The sequence below is a fragment of the Brotaphodocola sp. genome, assembly GCF_050873365.1.
Classification (GTDB): Bacteria; Bacillota; Clostridia; order Lachnospirales; family Lachnospiraceae; genus Brotaphodocola.
On record NZ_JBNMIQ010000022.1, the window covers coordinates 1 to 17,556 of the forward strand.

The window sequence follows — 17,556 nt, forward strand, 5'->3', positions numbered from 1 at the left end:
AAATGCAACGTAGTTGCGTAAAATAGTACCACCTACTGAATCAATATCTTTTTTGATGATATTTTCACCAAGGGGCAAGTTTGCCCTTTTCTTAGAAAAAATATTTTTTCTTTTATCTATTGACATTTATTAGCTGGACTTCTGATTCAGATTGTAAAAGTTTGTCAGATAAACCTGTTTAGCGAGATTGGAGGATTCGCCGAACCGCATGTGTTCATAGGCAGTTGTGGCGGTTTCCTGATCCGGGAAAAGACCAAAGACGGTTGGACCGCTTCCGCTCATCAGAGATCCGATGGCACCGTAGCGGAGCATCGTGTCCTTGATCTCCTGAATGATCGGATATTCCTTGATCGTGACGGTCTCGAGGATGTTTCCGAGATTTTCCGCGATTCCGGAAATCTGACCGTCGCGGATCGCGGTGAGAATGCCGTCAATGTTCGGGTGATCAGCCGGGGAGAGCTGATCGAGGTGCAGGTTCTCGTAGACAAATTTGGTGGATACGTTGATCGATGGTTTGGCGATCAGAACCGGACACTGGGGAACCGGCGGGAGAGGAGTCAGGATTTCTCCGATTCCCTCGGAAAGCGCCGTTCCGCGCATCAGACAGTAGGGAACATCTGCGCCGATTTTGACACCGCGTTCCATCAGCTCTTCCATCGAGAGTCCGAGCCGGAAGATCCGGTTGACTCCGAACAGAACGGCGGCTGCGTCACTGCTTCCGCCCGCCATTCCCGCTGCGACAGGAATAAACTTCTTTAAGCGGATCGAGAGTCCCTCTTTGATGTCGAATTCATCCATGAGGAGCTTGGCAGCCCGGTATACCAGATTGTTTTCGTTTGTGGGGAGATAATAGAGGTTACATTCCACCGAAATGCCCGGTTCGGGCTTCGGCTCAAGATCGAGACGGTCAAAGATGCCGACGGTCTGCATGATCATGCGAACCTCATGGTATCCATCTTCCCGGCGTTTCAGGACATCAAGTCCCAGATTGATTTTTCCATATGCTTTCAGAGCAAGATGTCTGGCCATAAATTCCTCCTTAGAAGGTTGAACAGACAGGTTTTGATGTGGGTCTGTCTGGACATTATTTTGCATCGTATCATCGTGTTCTGTCTGGTCACTGTTTGCAGGATTTCGTGAATATTGTGGGGGTGCTCCCAGTGACGCCTTCGGTCCATGCCCGCAATGATACGGGTCACATATTTCTTGTATACAGTATATTATAAAATGGAGCGCACAAATGTGCAAGTGATTTTGTCGCGGTTTTAACGAAAGTTTTGCATGTTTTTATGCCGTAAGCGCTTTCATTTTTGCAGGAGGAAACTGGTGTTTCGCTGGGTACAAAATAAGAGAGAAAATGGAAGACAAGAAATGGAAAGAACTTCCTGTGTGTGCAGGAGATAACACAGAGTGGATGCGCAGTGATTCGGATAAGAGGATGTTAAGAGCTGACCAGAATCATGCGCCAAGTCTTCGAGGATGTCGACTTGGAATAAGAATGAAATTGTGAAATTTTCTTTACTTTTTCTTGAAAAACCTGTTCAAATGAAAGACGATCGTATATAATACAACGTATTGCCGTTCCTGCTGTAAAGATATCGGATGGGAAATATCGGATGATTTGGGAGCGGATTTCTCGAGAATACAACGTTTTGATGAAGGACAGGATGATGACAGCATGTGAGATAACAAAAAACGGGATCGAGAAATGAGTGAACTAAAAGGTTAAAATGTCATGGAACGTGAATAAACGGTCACGAAAAAAATCAGGAGGAAATGAATTATGAAAAAAAGAACACTGACTTCCCTTCTTCTGGCTACTGCCTGCGTACTTCTGCTGGGTGGTTGTACAAAGAGCAACATTGTGCGTCAGGATGAGGCTGCTTCTGACGGAGCTCCGGACTTTAATATGTATATGAACATCGAGATCGATGAGGATCAGCTTCACGACGATGTGAATGACGTGATTCTCGAGGAGGATGACTACCCGATGGCATCACAGGTAGATTTCGCCCTTCATCTTGATCAGGAGTACATCGATGTTGAGGTCGTTGTGAAGGATGGAACGAGCGGAGCAGATGCAGCAGAGTACGCAAGCGATGCGCTCAAGTGCATCAACGATCAGGTTGCCGTACAGGATTTCTCCTACGGTGAGTCTGGAGATGACACTTTTGGCGGTCTGTATCAGGACAATGAGGTAAATTTAAAGATTTATCAGGAGTCTGAGTATCCGGACGGAAAGCCGATGTATGAGACGACGATTCCGAAAGATACCTATATGACGTTCGATGTAGCGGACTGAGAAAAAAATTAGGCGATAAAAAGAGACGAAGTAACTGTGAAGATACAAAACAGTTGTTGACGAAGGAAGATAGGACATGCTTTGAGTGAGGAGGCTGTCGCAAGGCGGACTGAGAGACAGTTCCAGCGTTTGCGACAGCCTGTTTTTCGTTTTACAGGAAATTGCTCGTTTTTTAATAAAAAATTTGAAGGGGGATTTTATGGGGAAGATTGCACTTCTGGTCTCGAGAGAGGAGATGCTTCATCAGGCGCACAACATTTTGCAGGAGAAGAGACTTGAGATTCAGGAAATGCGCGTGATTCGGACGGAGAATGCGGTGACCGAGGCGAGACGTTCGATTGCGGATGGGGCTTCGATCATCATTGCGCGTGGACTTCAGGCGTCGCTGATCAAGCAGTACACAGATATTCCGGTTGTCGAGATTGTGCTGACCGCACAGGAGATGGCGCTCCTTGTGATGAAGGCAAAACAGATCGTCAAAAAGCCGAGACCGGTGATTGCGGTTGTGGGATTTCAGAACATGTTCTGTGATATGTCCTACTTTGATGAACTCTACGGGATTGAGCTGAGGACGTATTTTGCAAGGCAGGGAGCGGGGCTTCCGGGGGCGGTGCGCTCAGCGATGGAGGATCAGGCAGATCTGATCATCGGGGGAGATACGGCGGTCACACTTGCGACGCAGGCGGGAGTTCCGTCGCTGTTTCTCTCGATGACGGAGGACTCAATGCGTCAGGCATTCTCGATGGCGGAGAGCATGGACTACGCGATGAGCGTGGAAAAGAAGACCGCCGCCCAGATCGAGACGATCTCAGATTACTCATTCAGCGGAATTATGAGAATGGATGCAGACGGGCTTGTCACGGCAGTAAATCCGGTGATGGAAGATCTGTTCGGAAAATCTCAGGAGAAACTCTGTGGTCAAAATGTTCGGACACTTGTTCCCTCGATCGGGGAGGAAGCACTCAGAAAAGTGCTCGGTGAGGGCAAAGATTATTCGCTGACGATGGAGATCGGTCATGTTCCGCTCTATGTTCTTCTTGCACCTGTACTCTATGAGAGTCGGGTGGATGGTGCAATCATGAGTTGTCACCGTGTGAGAAGGAGCGTACAGGTTCCGCCAAAGAGCAGTGGCAGTGACAAGGAGAGGGGACAAAAAGGACTTCCTCCACTCGTTCGCTTTAACGATATTCTTCAGGAATCGCCTGCAATGCAGGAATGCATCCGTCTGGCTGGGCTTTATGCGCTCTCGGAGCATCCGGTTGTGCTTTCTGGGGAGCCGGGAACAGAGAAACGCATGATTGCGGAGAGCATTCACAACAGTGGAAGCCGGAGTCGGGGACCATTTCTCGATGTGCCGTGTGAGGGACTGACCGGAGAGGAACAGAGAAATATGATTTTCGGTGAGAGGGGAGCGGTGCTTCAGGCGCAGGGCGGAACCCTGCTCCTTCGTGATCTCGAGTATCTGACCTCTGCAAATCAGTATCGCCTTTACCAGCTGATCCGGTTTCGTGTCTGCTATGGCGCGGATATCGCCTCGCTCAGAAAAGTCAGCGTGCGCGTGATGGCGACAGTCGGGGAACCGTTGGCTCTTCTTGCGGATCAGGGGAGAATCAGCCGGGATCTCTATTATCTGCTCTCGGGGTTAGAGCTTGCGGTTCCGCCACTCAGAGAGCGACCGGAAGATTTGAGTGAGAAACTCGAGGAGACACTTCAGGACTGCTGTGACCGCTATTCGCGCTACCATGTGCTGACAGCCGGGGCAAAACAGCTTTTGATTCACTATCCGTGGCGCGGAAATCTGTTCCAGATCGAGAGCTTTTTTGAGCGCCTGATTCTGACGGCGGATCGCAGAAGTCTCGATGAAAATGTGGTCAGAGCGCTCTTAAATGAACTCTATCCCGAAAATACGCACCGAAAAGTCTGGGGAGGAGTACAGGGTGATCCGGATCTGGGCGAGGCTGTGAGACAGAGATTTGATCAGAGCTGGGAACAGAATTCGAGTATGCGTGTAGGACAAAGTATAGGACAAAATATAGGGCGAAATATAGGACAAGGTGCGGGACAAGGGGGAAGACGAGGCGCAGAACAAGGCTTTGCGTGGAATTCTAAGAAGGAACCTGCCCCGCTTTCCGAGCGCGCACAGGTGATCCTTGACACGTTGAAAAAGTATGGAGGAAACCGGGAACAGACGGCAAAAGAACTGAAAGTCAGCAAGAGTACGCTGTGGAGACTCATGAAGAAGTACAACATTAACTGGTAGACAGGGAGGTCAGGGAAAACGATATGATGGAAAACAACAGCGAAAATCACAACAAGAATCATAACAAGAATCACAGTGAGATTGAGAGGAAAAAGGGAAGAGAAATGTCGATGGAAGGATTGGTGGAGACGGAGAATGGACAGTTTTCCACGATTCAGGAGGCACTTGATGATCTGGAGCGTCATCCTGACACCGTGCGTCGGATTCTCGTTCATCCGGGAGTCTATGAGGATCAGGTGACGGTGCGAGTTCCCGGTGTCACGATCTGCGGAGAGAGTCGTGAGATGACCGAGCAGACTGTGATTACCTATGCGCTCGGTGCGAGAACGATTCTTGAGGATGGAAAGAAGAGAGGAACGTTTCGGACGTACACGATGTTTGTCGACGCTCCGGATGTGACGCTGGAAAACCTGACGATCGAGAATGGGGCCGGCCCGGGAACCGAGGTCGGACAGGCGATTGCGCTCTATGCGGACGGCGATCGGCTCTGTGTGAGAGGGTGCCGACTGCTCGGGTGGCAGGATACGCTGTTTACGGCTCCGCTTCCGCCAAAGGAGATTGAGAAGGATGGTTTTATCGGTCCGAAGCAGTTTGCACCGAGAATGAAGACGCGCCAGTATTATGAGGACTGCTATATTGAGGGTGAGGTTGATTTTATCTTTGGAGGCGCAATGGCATGGTTTGAGAACTGCACGCTGTTTTCCAAGAATGTTGACCGCGAGATCAAAGGATATGTGACTGCTCCGTCCACGCCGGAGGGCCAGAGGTTCGGCTATGTGATGAGTCATTGCCGGTTTGAGAGCAACTGCCCGCAAGAAACAGTTTATCTCGGTCGCCCGTGGAGAGAGTGGGCGAAGGTTGTTCTTCTAAACTGCGAGATCGGAGCCCACATCTGTGCGGAGGGGTGGAATGACTGGGGCAAAGAGCTCGCGCACGAGACTTCGTTTTTTGCAGAGTATGGATGTCAGGGGGAGGGTGCAGATCTTAGTAACCGTCCCGACTGGACGCACCGGCTGACGAAAGCTCAGGCGGAGGAGTACACCGTAGCAAAGATGTTTGACGGAAGTGAGATCGCAGGTTTTAAGAGCTGGAATCCGATTAAAACGACCGAAACGACCAAAAACAAATAAAATATTAAAGAAACAAAACATTGTGAAGATATGGGGATGGAACCGTTACTGGGCACGTGCGCGTGAACAGTAATATGGAACCGTTAAAAATCTGGTAAAAATCAGAGGAATTCCCCCGAAAATGAGAATGGAAATGAAATGATTCTCAATAAAAATGAAATAAAACGAAATAAAATAAAATGAAATGAAAAAGACAAGGCAAGAAAATGAAACCTTGTCTTTTTTGTACAGAAAATCAACTTGAATTTGGTGAAACAGCCGATTGCGAACCGCAAAAAAATTTCTTATAATCAGGTCAGAGTTAAGGAAAGAGATTCCTTGACAGACCAAATAAGAAGTAACAACCAAACTTATCATATATTAAGAAAGTGAGGAAATTGAAATGAAAATTGGATTTATTGGACTTGGTATCATGGGAAGACCGATGGCAAAGAACCTGGTAAAAGCAGGTCACGAGCTGGTCGTTTTCGATTTTAATAAAGAGGCAGTAGCAGATCTGGTATCCTGCGGTGCAAAGGCAGCAGAGAGCGGTAAGGAAGTAGCTTCCCAGGTAGAGGTAGTTATCACCATGGTTCCGAACTCCCCGCACGTAAGAGCAGCAGTTCTGGGCAAGGATGGCGTTGCTGAGGGTGCTAAGCCGGGTCTGGTTCTGATCGACATGAGCTCCATCGATCCTACCGAGAGCAAGAAGATCGGTGAGGAGTGCGCAAAGTACGGCATCGAGATGCTGGATGCTCCGGTATCCGGTGGTGAGCCGAAGGCAATCGACGGAACCCTGTCTGTTATGGTAGGTGGTAAGAAGGATCTGTTCGACAAGTACTATGACATGCTGATGGTAATGGCTGGTTCTGTTGTATACGTTGGCGATCTTGGTTCTGGTAACGTTGCAAAGCTGGCTAACCAGATGGTAGTTGCAATCAACATTGCAGCAGTTGCAGAGGCTCTGACCTTCGCTAAGAAGGCTGGCACCGATCCGGAGCTGGTTTACAAGGCAATCCGTGGTGGTCTGGCTGGATCTACCGTTATGGATGCAAAGGCACCGATGATGCTCGAGGGCAACTACAAGCCGGGCTTCCGTATTGAGCTTCACATCAAGGATCTGAACAACGCTCTGAATGCAGCACATGCAATCAGCTCCCCGGCTCCGCTGACCGCTCAGATGATGGAGGTTATGCAGTTCCTGAGAGCAGAGGGATGCGACAAGGAAGATCACTCCAGCATCGTAAAGTACTACGAGAAGATCTCTGGTACCAGCGTAGTAAAAGAGAACAAGTAATTAGAAGAATTTAAGATTTATAATAAATTTCTAACAAAGCAGAGGGTGCCAAATGATAACAGGCTGAAAAACAGATAACGTTATCTGGAGGCACCCTTTTTTAAAGGAGAATGGCGATGAATACAGATTTTATTAAGGGTGTAGTAGTTCCGATTCTGACCCCGATTGATGAGAATGAGCTGATCGATGAGAAGAAGATGCGTGAGCAGGTTGATTTCGTAATCAACGGCGGTGTGAGCGGTATCCTTGCATTCGGTAGCAACGGTGAGTTCTATGTGATCGAAGAGGACGAGATGGAGCGTGGCTTAAAGATCATGGTAGATCAGGCAGCCGGTCGTGTTCCGGTATACTTCGGAATCGGTGCAATCAGCACCAAGAAGTGTGTTCGCCTTGCAAAGATGGCAGTTGCAAACGGTGCAGCAGGCATCTCTGTACTTCAGCCGATGTTCTTAAAGCCAACTGAGACTGAGCTGTTTGAGCACTTCAAGACGATCGCAGAGGCAGTTCCGGATACCCCAATGCTTTTGTACAACAACCCGGGACGTGTTGGTTACACGATGTCCGGCAACCTTGTAGAGCGTCTGGCTCACGAGGTTAAGAACATTGTAGGTATGAAGGATACCAGCGGTGATATCACCCAGACTTCTGAGTTCATCCGTCGTACCAGAGACGTAAACTTCAAGGTATTCGGTGGAAAGGATACTCTGCTGTACGCTTCCATGTGCCACGGCGCAGTAGGTGGTGTATGTACCGCAGCAAACTTCATGCCGGAGCTGATCACCGATGTATACAACAAGTACGTTGCAGGTGATCTTCAGGGATCTCTTGAGGCTCAGTTCAAGCTGAATCCGGTACGTCTGTCCATGGATGGCGCCAGCTTCCCGGTTGCAGCAAAGGATATGGCAAACCTGCGCGGAAGAGAGATCGGTGTTCCGTACAAGCCGAACCTGCCGACTCCGGAAGGCCCGGTTCTTGAGAAGATCAAGAAAGAGATGAAGACCGCAGGTCTGATCTAATCCAAAAATCAATCTTATTTGATAGATAGATTTTAGCTCGTTTTTACAGGTACATTTTTTAGAAAAATAGAGAGAAACGGCGAGTGAACCGGCACCGGCGAATGTCCGGTGTCGGTTCTTTTTCGTATATGATATGAGATAAGAGTATAATAGGAGGGCGATTATGAAGTTACTGTTTGCTTCTGATTCTTTTAAGGGGACCCTGTCCTCAGAGCAGATCATTCGTCTCTTGACCGAGACGGCAGAGAAAATTTTCCCGGGATGTGAGACAAGCGGAGTTCCGATCGCAGACGGCGGTGAGGGAACCGTCGATGCAGTCATCGCAGTGACAAAAGGTTCTCTGCGCAAGGTGAAGGTTCACGGACCTCTGATGGAGGAGACCGAGGCTTCTTACGGCGTATTCCACGGCGACAGCGCAATCATCGAGATGGCAAGCGCATCTGGTCTTCCGATGGTTCCGACCGAGAAGCGCAATCCGTTAAACACGACAACCTACGGAACCGGTGAGCTGATCAAGGATGCCTTGGATCAGGGATACCGCAAGCTCTCGATTGCAATCGGCGGAAGTGCAACGAACGATGGTGGAATGGGCGCAATGCGCGCACTTGGAGTTCGATTCCTCGATGCAGATGGCGCAGAACTTTCCGGTTGTGGCGCAGATCTTGAAAAAGTTGCAAAGATTGATATGAGCGGTCTTCATCCGGCTGTCGCAGAGGCGGAGATCACCGTTATGTGCGATGTCAACAACCCACTGACCGGACCGGACGGAGCAACCTACACCTTCGGCAAGCAGAAGGGCGGTACTCCGGAGATTCTTGACCAGCTTGAGGCAGGAATGAAGCACTATGCACAGGTGATGCGCGAGAATGGTATGGATGTCGAGCAGATGGCAGGTGCAGGAGCAGCAGGTGGTCTCGGAGCAGCTCTCTGTGGATACCTTCATGCATCCTTAAAGTCCGGCATTGAGACCGTGCTCGATCTGATTAACTTTGACGGTCTGCTTGAGGGAACCGATCTCGTTGTGACCGGAGAGGGAAGAATCGACTGGCAGTCCGCATTCGGAAAAGTTCCGAGCGGAATCGGTCTGCGCTGCAAGAATCACGGCGTTCCGGCTGTTGCGATTGTCGGCGGTATGGGAGATGGCGCTGAGAAGATTTACGAGTTTGGTGTGGACAGCATTATGTCCACGATCAACGGTGCAATGGACATTGAGGAAGCTCTTGACCGTGCTGAGGAACTGTATCGCGGTGCAGCAGAGCGCACCTTCCGCCTGATTCGTGCAGGAATGGAGATCGGAAAGAAGGCGTAATCCATGGATATTACCGGGCTGTGGACGTTGCAGTGCATGATGTTTCTCATGGTTGCGACGGGTGCGATTCTTAAAAAAATCGGAATCTTAAAAGAAGAGGGAAAGGGAGTGCTCACCGATCTCGTGCTCTACTTTTTCCTCCCTTGCAACATCATTCACTCGTTTCAAATGCAGTTTGACGTGTCGATTCTGCAAAGATTTGCGATTATTCTGGCGATCTCTCTGATTGTACAGGCAGTCTGCTATGGAATGAGCAAGGTATTTTATCGAAACCGTCCGGATGGAGTGCGCCGGGTCATGCGCTACTGCACCCTGGTTTCAAACTCCGGATTCCTGGGACTCCCGATTGCGGAGGGAGTCTTCGGAGCCGAGGGCATGATGTATGCCTCTATCTTCATCATTCCGATGCGTGTGATGATGTGGTCTGCCGGAATCGCGTGCTTTACGGAGAGTCCGGATTTTAAGACGGTTATGAAAAAAATTGCGGTTCATCCGTGTATCATTGCGGTATACATTGGACTTGGACTGCTTCTGCTTCAGCAACCGCTCGGGGCAGTCTACACCTGGATCGTGACTTCTCTCGGTCCGGTTGGACTGATTGTGAAAATCCTGCTTCAGGCACTTCAGAAAGGAGTTAACTCGGCAGGTGGCTGTACGACTGCCTGCACGATGATGTTGATCGGCATGATGCTTGCGGAAGTCAAGCCGAGAGACATGCTGAACAAGGATGCGATGGTGATCACTCTGGTACGCCTTGTGATTCTGCCGTGCCTGGTTCTTGCAGGTTGTCGGATCTTTGGAATCAGCGGAGTCGTTGCCGGTGTCTGCGTGTTGATCGCCGGAATGCCGGCAGGAAGCACAGCTCCGATTCTCGCGTCGAAGTACAACTGTGATTATGTTTTCGGAATGAAGTGCGTCGTCGTCTCGACTCTGCTCTCAATGATTTCGATCCCGCTCTGGTGCATGGCGATGTAGCAAAATCGCATACAAAGAATCGAGAAAATAGATTTTGGGTCAATCATGGATCTTGAGTCGATCTGTGAATAACATTAAGTTGAAATGTAATTTTAAGTAATTTATATAACTCAGAGTAGATGCTTGCGTCGATTTGAAATGAAATAAATCCCGGAATGGACGAGACATAGACGGGTGTGCGAAATCAGCCTTGTGATCAGGTTCGGGCTTCGGTTTATCCGAAAATCCGGGGCTGTCGCAGGGCTGATTTTGCGCTGGAAGCAGTGATTCTGATTAGATTTTGAACAAGTGACAGGAAAAAGAATCAAAGAACGATAAAACGATAACAGGAACAAAAAATGAACAAAGAAAGAATGAGGTGTAAGAGATGAAAAATATGGTAACACTGCCGGATGGAACAAAGGTACCGGCAATCGGACAGGGAACCTGGTTTCTCGGAGAGCATCCGACTCGTTTAAAACAGGAGGAGGAAGCACTTCGTGCGGGTGTCGGAGCTGGAATGACGCTGATTGACACCGCAGAGATGTACGGAAATGGAAAGGCGGAGGAGCTGATCGGAAAGACGCTTCCGGGACTGAAGCGGGAGGATCTCTTTATTATCTCCAAGGTATATCCGCACAATGCAGGACGACGCAACATTTTTAAGAGCTGTATGGCGAGCATGAAGAGAATGGGTGTTGACTATCTTGATCTCTACCTGCTTCACTGGCGCGGTGCGATTCCGCTTGAGGAGACTGTCGCATGCATGGAACAGCTCAAGAAGGAAGGAAAGATCCGCAGATGGGGCGTTTCCAACTTTGATACGGCGGATATGGAGGAGCTCTGGAGCGTTCCGGGCGGAAAGAACTGTGCAGTCAACCAGGTGCTCTACCATGTGGCATCCCGCGGAATCGAGTACGATCTTCTGCCGTGGATGAGAGAGCATCATGTTCCGGTTATGGCATACTGTCCGCTCGCTCAGGGTGGAGATCTGCGCCGTGGTCTCTATGACAGCGCCGTTTTAAATAAGATTGCACAGGCACATGGAGCAACGGTTTCTCAGATTTTACTTGCTTTTGTCATCCGAGGAGGAGATGTGATTGCAATCCCGAGAAGTGGTCATGCAGAGCACACGCTTGAGAATGCAGGTGCAGACCAGATCGTGCTCAGTGCAGAGGAACTGGCAATGATTGATAAGGAGTTCCCGGCCCCGACAAGAAAGGTTTATCTGGACATCGTATAAGGGTATAGGGGCAATACATTCCCTCAAAAACGCGCTCTCGCTCGGATCGACGCGCAGCGGTACATAGGGCTGTCAAGGACACAGCCCAAGTACCGGCGGGTCGATACGGTTTTTTCGAGAACATATTGCCCCTTTTGGCGACGCTTCCACTGAGCTCAAGTTGATGTTTGCGAAAGTCTGGTGTGTAATCTTAGTTTTACTAACACACCTCAAAGAATTATTAAATTTACTTTATTATGAGGATTTTTTATAATGAGGGCAGAAAAAAACTTGCTCAAAACAGAGTGCGTAAGAGATCTAAGGGCATCTGTTGATCGAGGATGTATAGAAGGGTGAATGAAGGAGGCAGTCATGAAAGTAACAGTTGGAGGCACGGTTTCAAAACTTTTGAAAGACACAAAGATTCCGAAGATGTTTCACGCAAAGCAGACATTTCCGCGTGAGGTGATCACGGCTGAGGAGATTCCGGCGGTCGTAAACCGCGAGCTCGGGCAGGAGCAGTTTGCATCTCTGATTCAGCCGGGAATGGAGATTGCAATCACGGCGGGAAGTCGTGGAATCCGAAATGTGGACATTATCACGAAATCAATCGTGGATTTTGTGAAATCGAGAGGGGCAAATCCGTTTGTTGTTCCTGCGATGGGATGCCCGATCAAGTCATCGATGGAAGTCGTGGAGCTTGGCGTGTCGGAGCGCGGAAGAACTGTTTATCTGGACAAGAATGCCTACGAGGCAGACGGAATCATCGTGTCCTGCCGATTGAAACCGCACAATGCATTCCGCGGTCGCTACGAGAGCGGTCCGTGCAAGATGATGACAGTCGGTCTTGGCAAGCAGGCAGGAGCTTCCCTCGTGCACAGTGACGGCATGGATGTGATTGCCCAGAACATTCCGACGATGGCGAAGGTTGTTCTTGAGAAAGCGAAGATTCTTCTCGCAATCCCGTGTATTGAGAATGCCTACGATGAGACCTGCAAGATCGAGGCGATTCTCGCAAAAGACATCATGACGAGAGAGCCGGAACTTTTAAAGTATGCATTTACGAATATGCCGAAACTCATTGTCGGAGAGACCGATGTTCTCGTTGTCGATGAGGTTGGAAAGAATTACAGCGGAACGGGGGTTGACCCAAATATCACCGGAACATTTTCAACCCCGTATGCAACCGGCGGAATTAAGGTTCAGAGAACGTGTTTCCTGAATTTGAGTGAGGCTTCGCACGGAAATGCGCTCGGCTGTGGTCTTGCCTCCGCAATCACAAAGAAGATCTTTGATGAGATGGATATTGAAAAAATGTATCCGAACTGTATCACGAGCACGGTTCTCGCGTCCGCGCGGATTCCATGCGTTGTTGCAAACGACAAAGAGGCAATCCAGATCTGCATCAAAACCTGCAACAAGATCGACAAGGATCATGTGAGAATGGTGCGAATCGCAAACAGCCTGCATATCGGAGAGATCATGCTGTCCGAGTCCTACTATGAGGATGTCAAGGCAGGCAAATATCCGGGTGTGGAGGCTCTCGACGAGCCACAGGAGCTTGTGTTTGATGAAGAGGGCAACCTGACTGACAAGATTCCGGAATAAATGATTCTTTTCTTTGAAGATGTATCAGCCCCGCCTGTTTTCTGGCGGGGCGTAATTTATTGTGTTTTAATATTTGCATTTTAGTATTTTTTTAATTTAGCATTTTTTGACGTATATTTTGATTTTTAATTTCAATCAATTCAGCTTCTTAATCCAGTTTTTCAATCCAGCTTCTCCACCCAATATTCCTGACATAACTCCAGAAATCGCTTCTCCGCGTAACTCAAATAGGCATCTTTTCGACAGCAGATCGTGACTTCCCAGTGCGGGTGCTGGGTCAGGCGGAAATAGACGACATTTTCGAGTGGGACGGCGAAGGTTGCGGGCAGAAGTGCACATCCGACCCCGGCATTTACCATCCGATACTTGCTGACATTACTGCTGGTCGAGAACAGCACTTTCGGCTCAAATTCGGATTCTGTAAACAGTCGCTCCACAAGCGGGTACATCGTGGAAGTCTGGGCAATCAGAATAAAAGGATCTTCCTGAAATTGAGTCAGAGAAATTTCCGGAGCCGTCTTTCGGTCAGGACTTCCGAGCTTTGCAAAGCGGTGGGAGGTGGGAACAGCTAGAAAGATTTCCTCGTCCGCCATATGCAGGTAAGTATTGTTATCTTTTTGATCCGGTGTGAGCGTGATCAGTCCGAGATCGATGTTTCCCTTTGAGATCTGTTTCTGCATCGTGCGGACATTCAGCTCAATCGGCTCGAGAATGACATTCGGGAGTTCGCGGTGAAAAGCGGGATAAATCGCGGTGAACATATCGACCCCGCGCTCCGGGATCAAACCGATTGTGAACTGTCGGTGCGACTGTTCCGCAAGGTCTTGAATCCGGCTATATGCGTCCTTTCGGATATTCAGAATCTCTTTTGCGGAATCGACATAGATCTGTCCCGCCGGTGTGAGTTGCCAGTCGGAGCGGGTGCGGATGAAAAGAGGGGTGCCGAGCTCTTTTTCCAGTTTTTGAAGTTGCTGGTTGAGTGCTGATTGGGTGATGAAGAGCTTTTCACTGGCCCTTGTGATGCTGTGCTCCTCGCTGATTGCAATGATATATTCGATTTGTTTTAAATCCATAGTATGATACCTGCCTCCTGTCGCCGTGATTCACTGTGAGCTGTGATTGAGCTGTGATTGTGTAGTGCCTTGATAGTGCTTTGGTAGTGATTTGACATTGATGAAATCGTGCCCTTTAACGTTAGAAAAACTAACATATAAGTAAGAAACATCAATTTGACTAACATATACTCCATATATATAATAAAACACATAAGAATTCAAGAGAAAAATTATCAAAAAGGGCGAAAAAAGAAGAAGTACAGGAGGAGTGAGAGAGAATGGAACGATTTGATGTCATCGTGATCGGCGCGGGGGTTGTCGGTTCTGCGGTTGCAAGAGAGCTTGCGAGATACCGTTTAAACATCTGTGTGCTTGAAAAAGAGCTCGATGTGGCATGCGGAAACAGCAGTAGAAACACCGGCATGCTTCACGCCGGATTTACCTACAAGCCGGGTTCCTTAAAAGCGGAGTGTGCCGTTGAGGGAAACAAGGAGTTCGATCAGGTCGCAAAAGAGCTTGGCGTGCCGTTTAAGCGCACCGGAAAGCTTGTTGTCGGCTTTACCGAGCACGATCGCGAGAACATCTTAAAGTACAAGGAGATCGGGGAGAAGAACGGTGTCGAGGGCATGCGGATGATCGATAAAGAAGAGATCGAGAAGATCGATCCGAATGCTGGTGGAGAGTTTGCGATGTATGTGCCGTCTTCCGGAATCCTCGATCCGATGGCATACACAATTGCACTTGCCGAGAATGCGTGCATGAACGGTGTGAAGTTCCATTTCGGAGAAAAAGTTGTAAAAATTGACCGTCCAGATTCCGAAGATGGCGATTACCGGATTCACACCGAGGAGAACGAGTATGCGACGAGATGGGTGATTAATTGCGCCGGTATGTATGCGCCGGAGATCTCCGAGATGCTCGGTTATCCGAATTATCCGACGAAGGGCTTCAAGGGCGAGTATTATGTGCTCGACAAGAAAGCCGGAAAGTATCTCTCGATTCCGGTTTATCCGGCTCCGAACGATAAGGGTGGATTTTCCACCCACGCGACTCCGACCGTCGACGGAAATGTGCTCGTCGGCCCGGACTCCTATGTGACGGAGGATCGCGAGGATTACAAGGTCACAAAACCGCATCTTGACGGTCTGTTTGCAGACGGAAGCCGGATGTTCAAGCAGATGAAGCGCGAGTATTTCATTCGCAACTTCGCAGGAATCCGCTGGAAGCGGTACAATCCAGAGACCGGAGAAATCCTCGATTTTCTGCTCGAGTCGGATGACGCTCATCCGCACACGGTCAACCTCGTCGGCATCGAGTCGCCGGGAATCACCTGTGCGCTTCCGCTTGCACGGCGCACAGTCGCCCGGCTTGTCGCAAAAGAAAATCCGCAGAAAAATGAGACGTTCAACCCGGTTCGCCCGGCACCGAAGCGTTTCTACGACATGACGCGCGAGGAGCAGAGGGAGGCAGTCAAAGAGAATCCTCTTTACGGCGAGATCGTTTGCCGTTGTGAGACGGTGACGAAGGCAGAGATCCTTTCCGCGATTCACAATCCTCTCGGCGTTCACACCGTGACCGGAATCAAGAACCGGACGCGTGCGACGATGGGACGCTGTCAGGGCGGTTACTGTGAGACGAGAATCACCGATATGATCGAGGAAGAACTCGGAGTGAAACCGGAAGATGTGCGATATTCAAAGAAAGACTCCTACATGTTTACAGGGAGAGTGAGGGACGCGAAATGAGAAATGTGGATGTAGTGATCATCGGCGGTGGTCCTGCCGGACTCGCAAGTGCCATTGAACTTTACAAAAAAGGAGTAACCGACATTTTGATTTTGGAGCGCGAGAAAAAGCCGGGCGGAATTTTGAGACAGTGTATCCATGACGGCTTTGGACTGACCCGTTTCGGGGAGACGCTCAGCGGACCGGAATATGCGTCCCGATTTGTGCATCAGGCAGAAGAGCTTGGAATTTCGTGCATGACTGACACGACGGTGCTCGAGGTGACAAAGGACAAGAAAGTCTATGCATCCTCCGCAAAAGAAGGTTTTATCGAGATTCAGGCGAAAGCCGTTGTGCTCGCAATGGGATGTAGGGAGAGAACGAGAGGAGCGATCAGCATTCCGGGAACCCGTCCCGCAGGCATCTACACCGCGGGCGTCGCACAGGCGTACATCAACCTCAGAAATGAGATGGTCGGAAAAGAGGTTGTGATCCTCGGTTCCGGAGACATCGGAATGATCATGGCGCGCAGAATGACGCTCGAGGGAGCGCATGTGATCGGAGTCTTCGAGCTTCAGCCGTATGCGAGCGGACTTCCGAGAAACATTGAGCAGTGTTTAAATGACTACCACATTCCGCTGTATTTGAGCCATTCAGTGACCGATATCCGCGGAAAAGACCGCCTCGAGTCGGTTGTGATTTCCGAGATGGACGAGCACTTACAGCCGATTCCGGGAACGGAAAAAGAATATCCGTGTGACACGCTGATCCTTTCAGTTGGACTGATTCCGGAGAATGAGCTGACCTGGGGAGCGGGAGCCAAAGAAGATCCGGGGACAAAGGGCGCGTCGGTTGATGAGAGCTATCAGACGACGGTGTCGGGAATCTTTTCTGCAGGAAATGTGCTTCACGTTCACGATCTCGTCGATTTTGTGTCGATGGAGGCGGAGGCACTTGCAGACTGTGCGGTGCGCTATGTCAGAGAGGGAAGTCTTCCGGAGTGCAAGCTCGCAGTGAAAGGCGATGCGCTTGTCGGTCAGCTCGTACCGGCACGAATCAGCGGAACGAGTGATGTGACGGTTTCCTTCCGTGTGAGAAAACCGCTCAAGGGTTGTACTGTGGAGATCTGTCAGGGTGACAAGGTTGTGAAGAAGCAGAAGTTTCCGAAGGCTCTTCCGGCAGAGATGATTCAGATGAAACTGAAAGCAGAACAGTTGAATGAGCAGGATGATCTGGAGGTGAGAGTGGTATGCTGAGAACATTTACCTGTATCATGTGTCCGCAGGGCTGTGACATCACAGTAGAACTCGAAGGAAATCAGGGAAAGCGGGAAATTTTGAGTGTCAGCGGAAACAAGTGTCCGAAAGGAAAAGCGTATGTGACGCAGGAGATCATCGCTCCGATGCGAAACATTGCAACCTCGGTGCTTGTGACCGGCGGTGAGCTTCCGCTCGCGAGTGTCCGGCTGACAAAGCCGATCCCGAAAGACCGGATTTTTGATGTGATGACAGAGATCCGAAAAGTTCATCTGACTGCTCCGGTTGAGGAAGGCGAGGTTGTGATCTCGAATGTGCTCGGTCTTGAGAGTGATGTGATTCTCACGAGAAGCGTCGACAAAAAAGATTGAGAGCGATTAAAAAAAGTAATTGCGAAAAACTATTGAGGGAAACGATTGAGAGAAATCGAAATCTCCCCAAAAT

At 49.5% G+C, this 17,556-nt stretch carries 14 protein-coding genes; 12 read left to right on the forward strand and 2 right to left on the reverse strand.

The window, feature by feature from the left end:
• Window positions 1–129 precede the first annotated feature (129 nt).
• Entirely contained in the window at window positions 130–1,029 is a 900-nt protein-coding gene (ispE, locus tag ACR0QT_RS10460; RefSeq protein ID WP_432630727.1) for a 4-(cytidine 5'-diphospho)-2-C-methyl-D-erythritol kinase, read from the reverse strand.
• Between the two features lie 754 nt (window positions 1,030–1,783).
• Between ispE and ACR0QT_RS10465 the strand changes: the two genes are divergently transcribed.
• From ACR0QT_RS10465 to ACR0QT_RS10505, 9 genes are all read left to right on the forward strand, one after another.
• Window positions 1,784–2,302: a hypothetical protein gene (locus ACR0QT_RS10465; RefSeq protein WP_432630728.1), complete on the forward strand. Its 519-nt coding sequence runs from the start codon at window positions 1,784–1,786 to the stop codon at window positions 2,300–2,302.
• Window positions 2,303–2,501: 199 nt separating this feature from the next.
• Window positions 2,502–4,562: a PrpR N-terminal domain-containing protein gene (locus tag ACR0QT_RS10470; protein WP_432630729.1), complete on the forward strand. Its 2,061-nt coding sequence runs from the start codon at window positions 2,502–2,504 to the stop codon at window positions 4,560–4,562.
• A gap of 23 nt (window positions 4,563–4,585) precedes the next feature.
• Window positions 4,586–5,692 carry a pectinesterase family protein gene (locus ACR0QT_RS10475; RefSeq protein ID WP_432630730.1) on the forward strand — a complete coding sequence of 369 codons (1,107 nt, stop codon included), beginning with the start codon at window positions 4,586–4,588 and terminating at the stop codon, window positions 5,690–5,692.
• Window positions 5,693–6,074: 382 nt separating this feature from the next.
• Window positions 6,075–6,968, forward strand: coding sequence for a 2-hydroxy-3-oxopropionate reductase (garR, locus tag ACR0QT_RS10480; protein ID WP_432630731.1), 894 nt, complete (start codon window positions 6,075–6,077; stop codon window positions 6,966–6,968).
• A 116-nt stretch (window positions 6,969–7,084) separates the two neighbouring features.
• Complete coding sequence (locus ACR0QT_RS10485; RefSeq protein ID WP_432630732.1) at window positions 7,085–7,984, forward strand: dihydrodipicolinate synthase family protein; 900 nt, start codon at window positions 7,085–7,087, stop codon at window positions 7,982–7,984.
• A 163-nt stretch (window positions 7,985–8,147) separates the two neighbouring features.
• Window positions 8,148–9,293 (forward strand): glycerate kinase family protein, encoded by a 1,146-nt coding sequence (locus ACR0QT_RS10490; RefSeq protein WP_432630733.1) that lies wholly within the window; start codon window positions 8,148–8,150, stop codon window positions 9,291–9,293.
• Between the two features lie 3 nt (window positions 9,294–9,296).
• Complete coding sequence (locus ACR0QT_RS10495) at window positions 9,297–10,268, forward strand: AEC family transporter (RefSeq protein WP_432630734.1); 972 nt, start codon at window positions 9,297–9,299, stop codon at window positions 10,266–10,268.
• 367 nt (window positions 10,269–10,635) lie between these two features.
• Window positions 10,636–11,490: an aldo/keto reductase gene (locus tag ACR0QT_RS10500; protein WP_432630735.1), complete on the forward strand. Its 855-nt coding sequence runs from the start codon at window positions 10,636–10,638 to the stop codon at window positions 11,488–11,490.
• Window positions 11,491–11,841: 351 nt separating this feature from the next.
• Window positions 11,842–13,077, forward strand: a complete 1,236-nt coding sequence (locus ACR0QT_RS10505; RefSeq protein ID WP_432630736.1) for a hypothetical protein — start codon at window positions 11,842–11,844, stop codon at window positions 13,075–13,077.
• A 161-nt stretch (window positions 13,078–13,238) separates the two neighbouring features.
• Here ACR0QT_RS10505 and ACR0QT_RS10510 read toward each other — a convergent pair whose 3' ends face one another.
• A complete protein-coding gene (locus ACR0QT_RS10510; RefSeq protein ID WP_432630737.1) occupies window positions 13,239–14,150 on the reverse strand; it encodes a LysR family transcriptional regulator in 912 nt (303 codons plus the stop codon).
• A gap of 260 nt (window positions 14,151–14,410) precedes the next feature.
• On the opposite strand from ACR0QT_RS10510, the gene ACR0QT_RS10515 reads away from it, so the two are divergent.
• Genes ACR0QT_RS10515 through ACR0QT_RS10525 form a run of 3 tightly spaced genes read left to right on the forward strand, consistent with a single transcriptional unit; the run spans window position 14,411 to window position 17,483 of the window.
• Window positions 14,411–15,877 carry an NAD(P)/FAD-dependent oxidoreductase gene (locus ACR0QT_RS10515; protein WP_432630738.1) on the forward strand — a complete coding sequence of 489 codons (1,467 nt, stop codon included), beginning with the start codon at window positions 14,411–14,413 and terminating at the stop codon, window positions 15,875–15,877.
• Complete coding sequence (locus ACR0QT_RS10520) at window positions 15,874–17,112, forward strand: NAD(P)/FAD-dependent oxidoreductase (RefSeq protein ID WP_432630739.1); 1,239 nt, start codon at window positions 15,874–15,876, stop codon at window positions 17,110–17,112. Before ACR0QT_RS10515 ends, ACR0QT_RS10520 begins: the two co-directional genes overlap by 4 nt.
• Complete coding sequence (locus tag ACR0QT_RS10525; protein ID WP_432630740.1) at window positions 17,106–17,483, forward strand: DUF1667 domain-containing protein; 378 nt, start codon at window positions 17,106–17,108, stop codon at window positions 17,481–17,483. The genes ACR0QT_RS10520 and ACR0QT_RS10525 overlap by 7 nt, the downstream gene beginning before the upstream one ends.
• Window positions 17,484–17,556 lie beyond the last annotated feature (73 nt).

Excerpts from the sequence above, each read along its gene's own strand:
- ACR0QT_RS10485 (WP_432630732.1), top strand. The coding sequence starts at position 7,085 with ATGAATACAGATTTTATTAAGGGTGTAGTAGTTCCGATTCTGACCCCG.
- ACR0QT_RS10475 (WP_432630730.1), top strand. The coding sequence starts at position 4,586 with ATGATGGAAAACAACAGCGAAAATCACAACAAGAATCATAACAAGAAT.
- ACR0QT_RS10505 (WP_432630736.1), top strand. The coding sequence starts at position 11,842 with ATGAAAGTAACAGTTGGAGGCACGGTTTCAAAACTTTTGAAAGACACA.
- ACR0QT_RS10500 (WP_432630735.1), top strand. The coding sequence starts at position 10,636 with ATGAAAAATATGGTAACACTGCCGGATGGAACAAAGGTACCGGCAATC.
- ACR0QT_RS10515 (WP_432630738.1), top strand. The coding sequence starts at position 14,411 with ATGGAACGATTTGATGTCATCGTGATCGGCGCGGGGGTTGTCGGTTCT.
- ACR0QT_RS10520 (WP_432630739.1), top strand. The coding sequence starts at position 15,874 with ATGAGAAATGTGGATGTAGTGATCATCGGCGGTGGTCCTGCCGGACTC.
- ACR0QT_RS10465 (WP_432630728.1), top strand. The coding sequence starts at position 1,784 with ATGAAAAAAAGAACACTGACTTCCCTTCTTCTGGCTACTGCCTGCGTA.
- garR (WP_432630731.1), top strand. The coding sequence starts at position 6,075 with ATGAAAATTGGATTTATTGGACTTGGTATCATGGGAAGACCGATGGCA.
- ACR0QT_RS10495 (WP_432630734.1), top strand. The coding sequence starts at position 9,297 with ATGGATATTACCGGGCTGTGGACGTTGCAGTGCATGATGTTTCTCATG.
- ACR0QT_RS10470 (WP_432630729.1), top strand. The coding sequence starts at position 2,502 with ATGGGGAAGATTGCACTTCTGGTCTCGAGAGAGGAGATGCTTCATCAG.
- ispE (WP_432630727.1), bottom strand. The coding sequence starts at position 1,029 with ATGGCCAGACATCTTGCTCTGAAAGCATATGGAAAAATCAATCTGGGA.
- ACR0QT_RS10490 (WP_432630733.1), top strand. The coding sequence starts at position 8,148 with ATGAAGTTACTGTTTGCTTCTGATTCTTTTAAGGGGACCCTGTCCTCA.
- ACR0QT_RS10510 (WP_432630737.1), bottom strand. The coding sequence starts at position 14,150 with ATGGATTTAAAACAAATCGAATATATCATTGCAATCAGCGAGGAGCAC.
- ACR0QT_RS10525 (WP_432630740.1), top strand. The coding sequence starts at position 17,106 with ATGCTGAGAACATTTACCTGTATCATGTGTCCGCAGGGCTGTGACATC.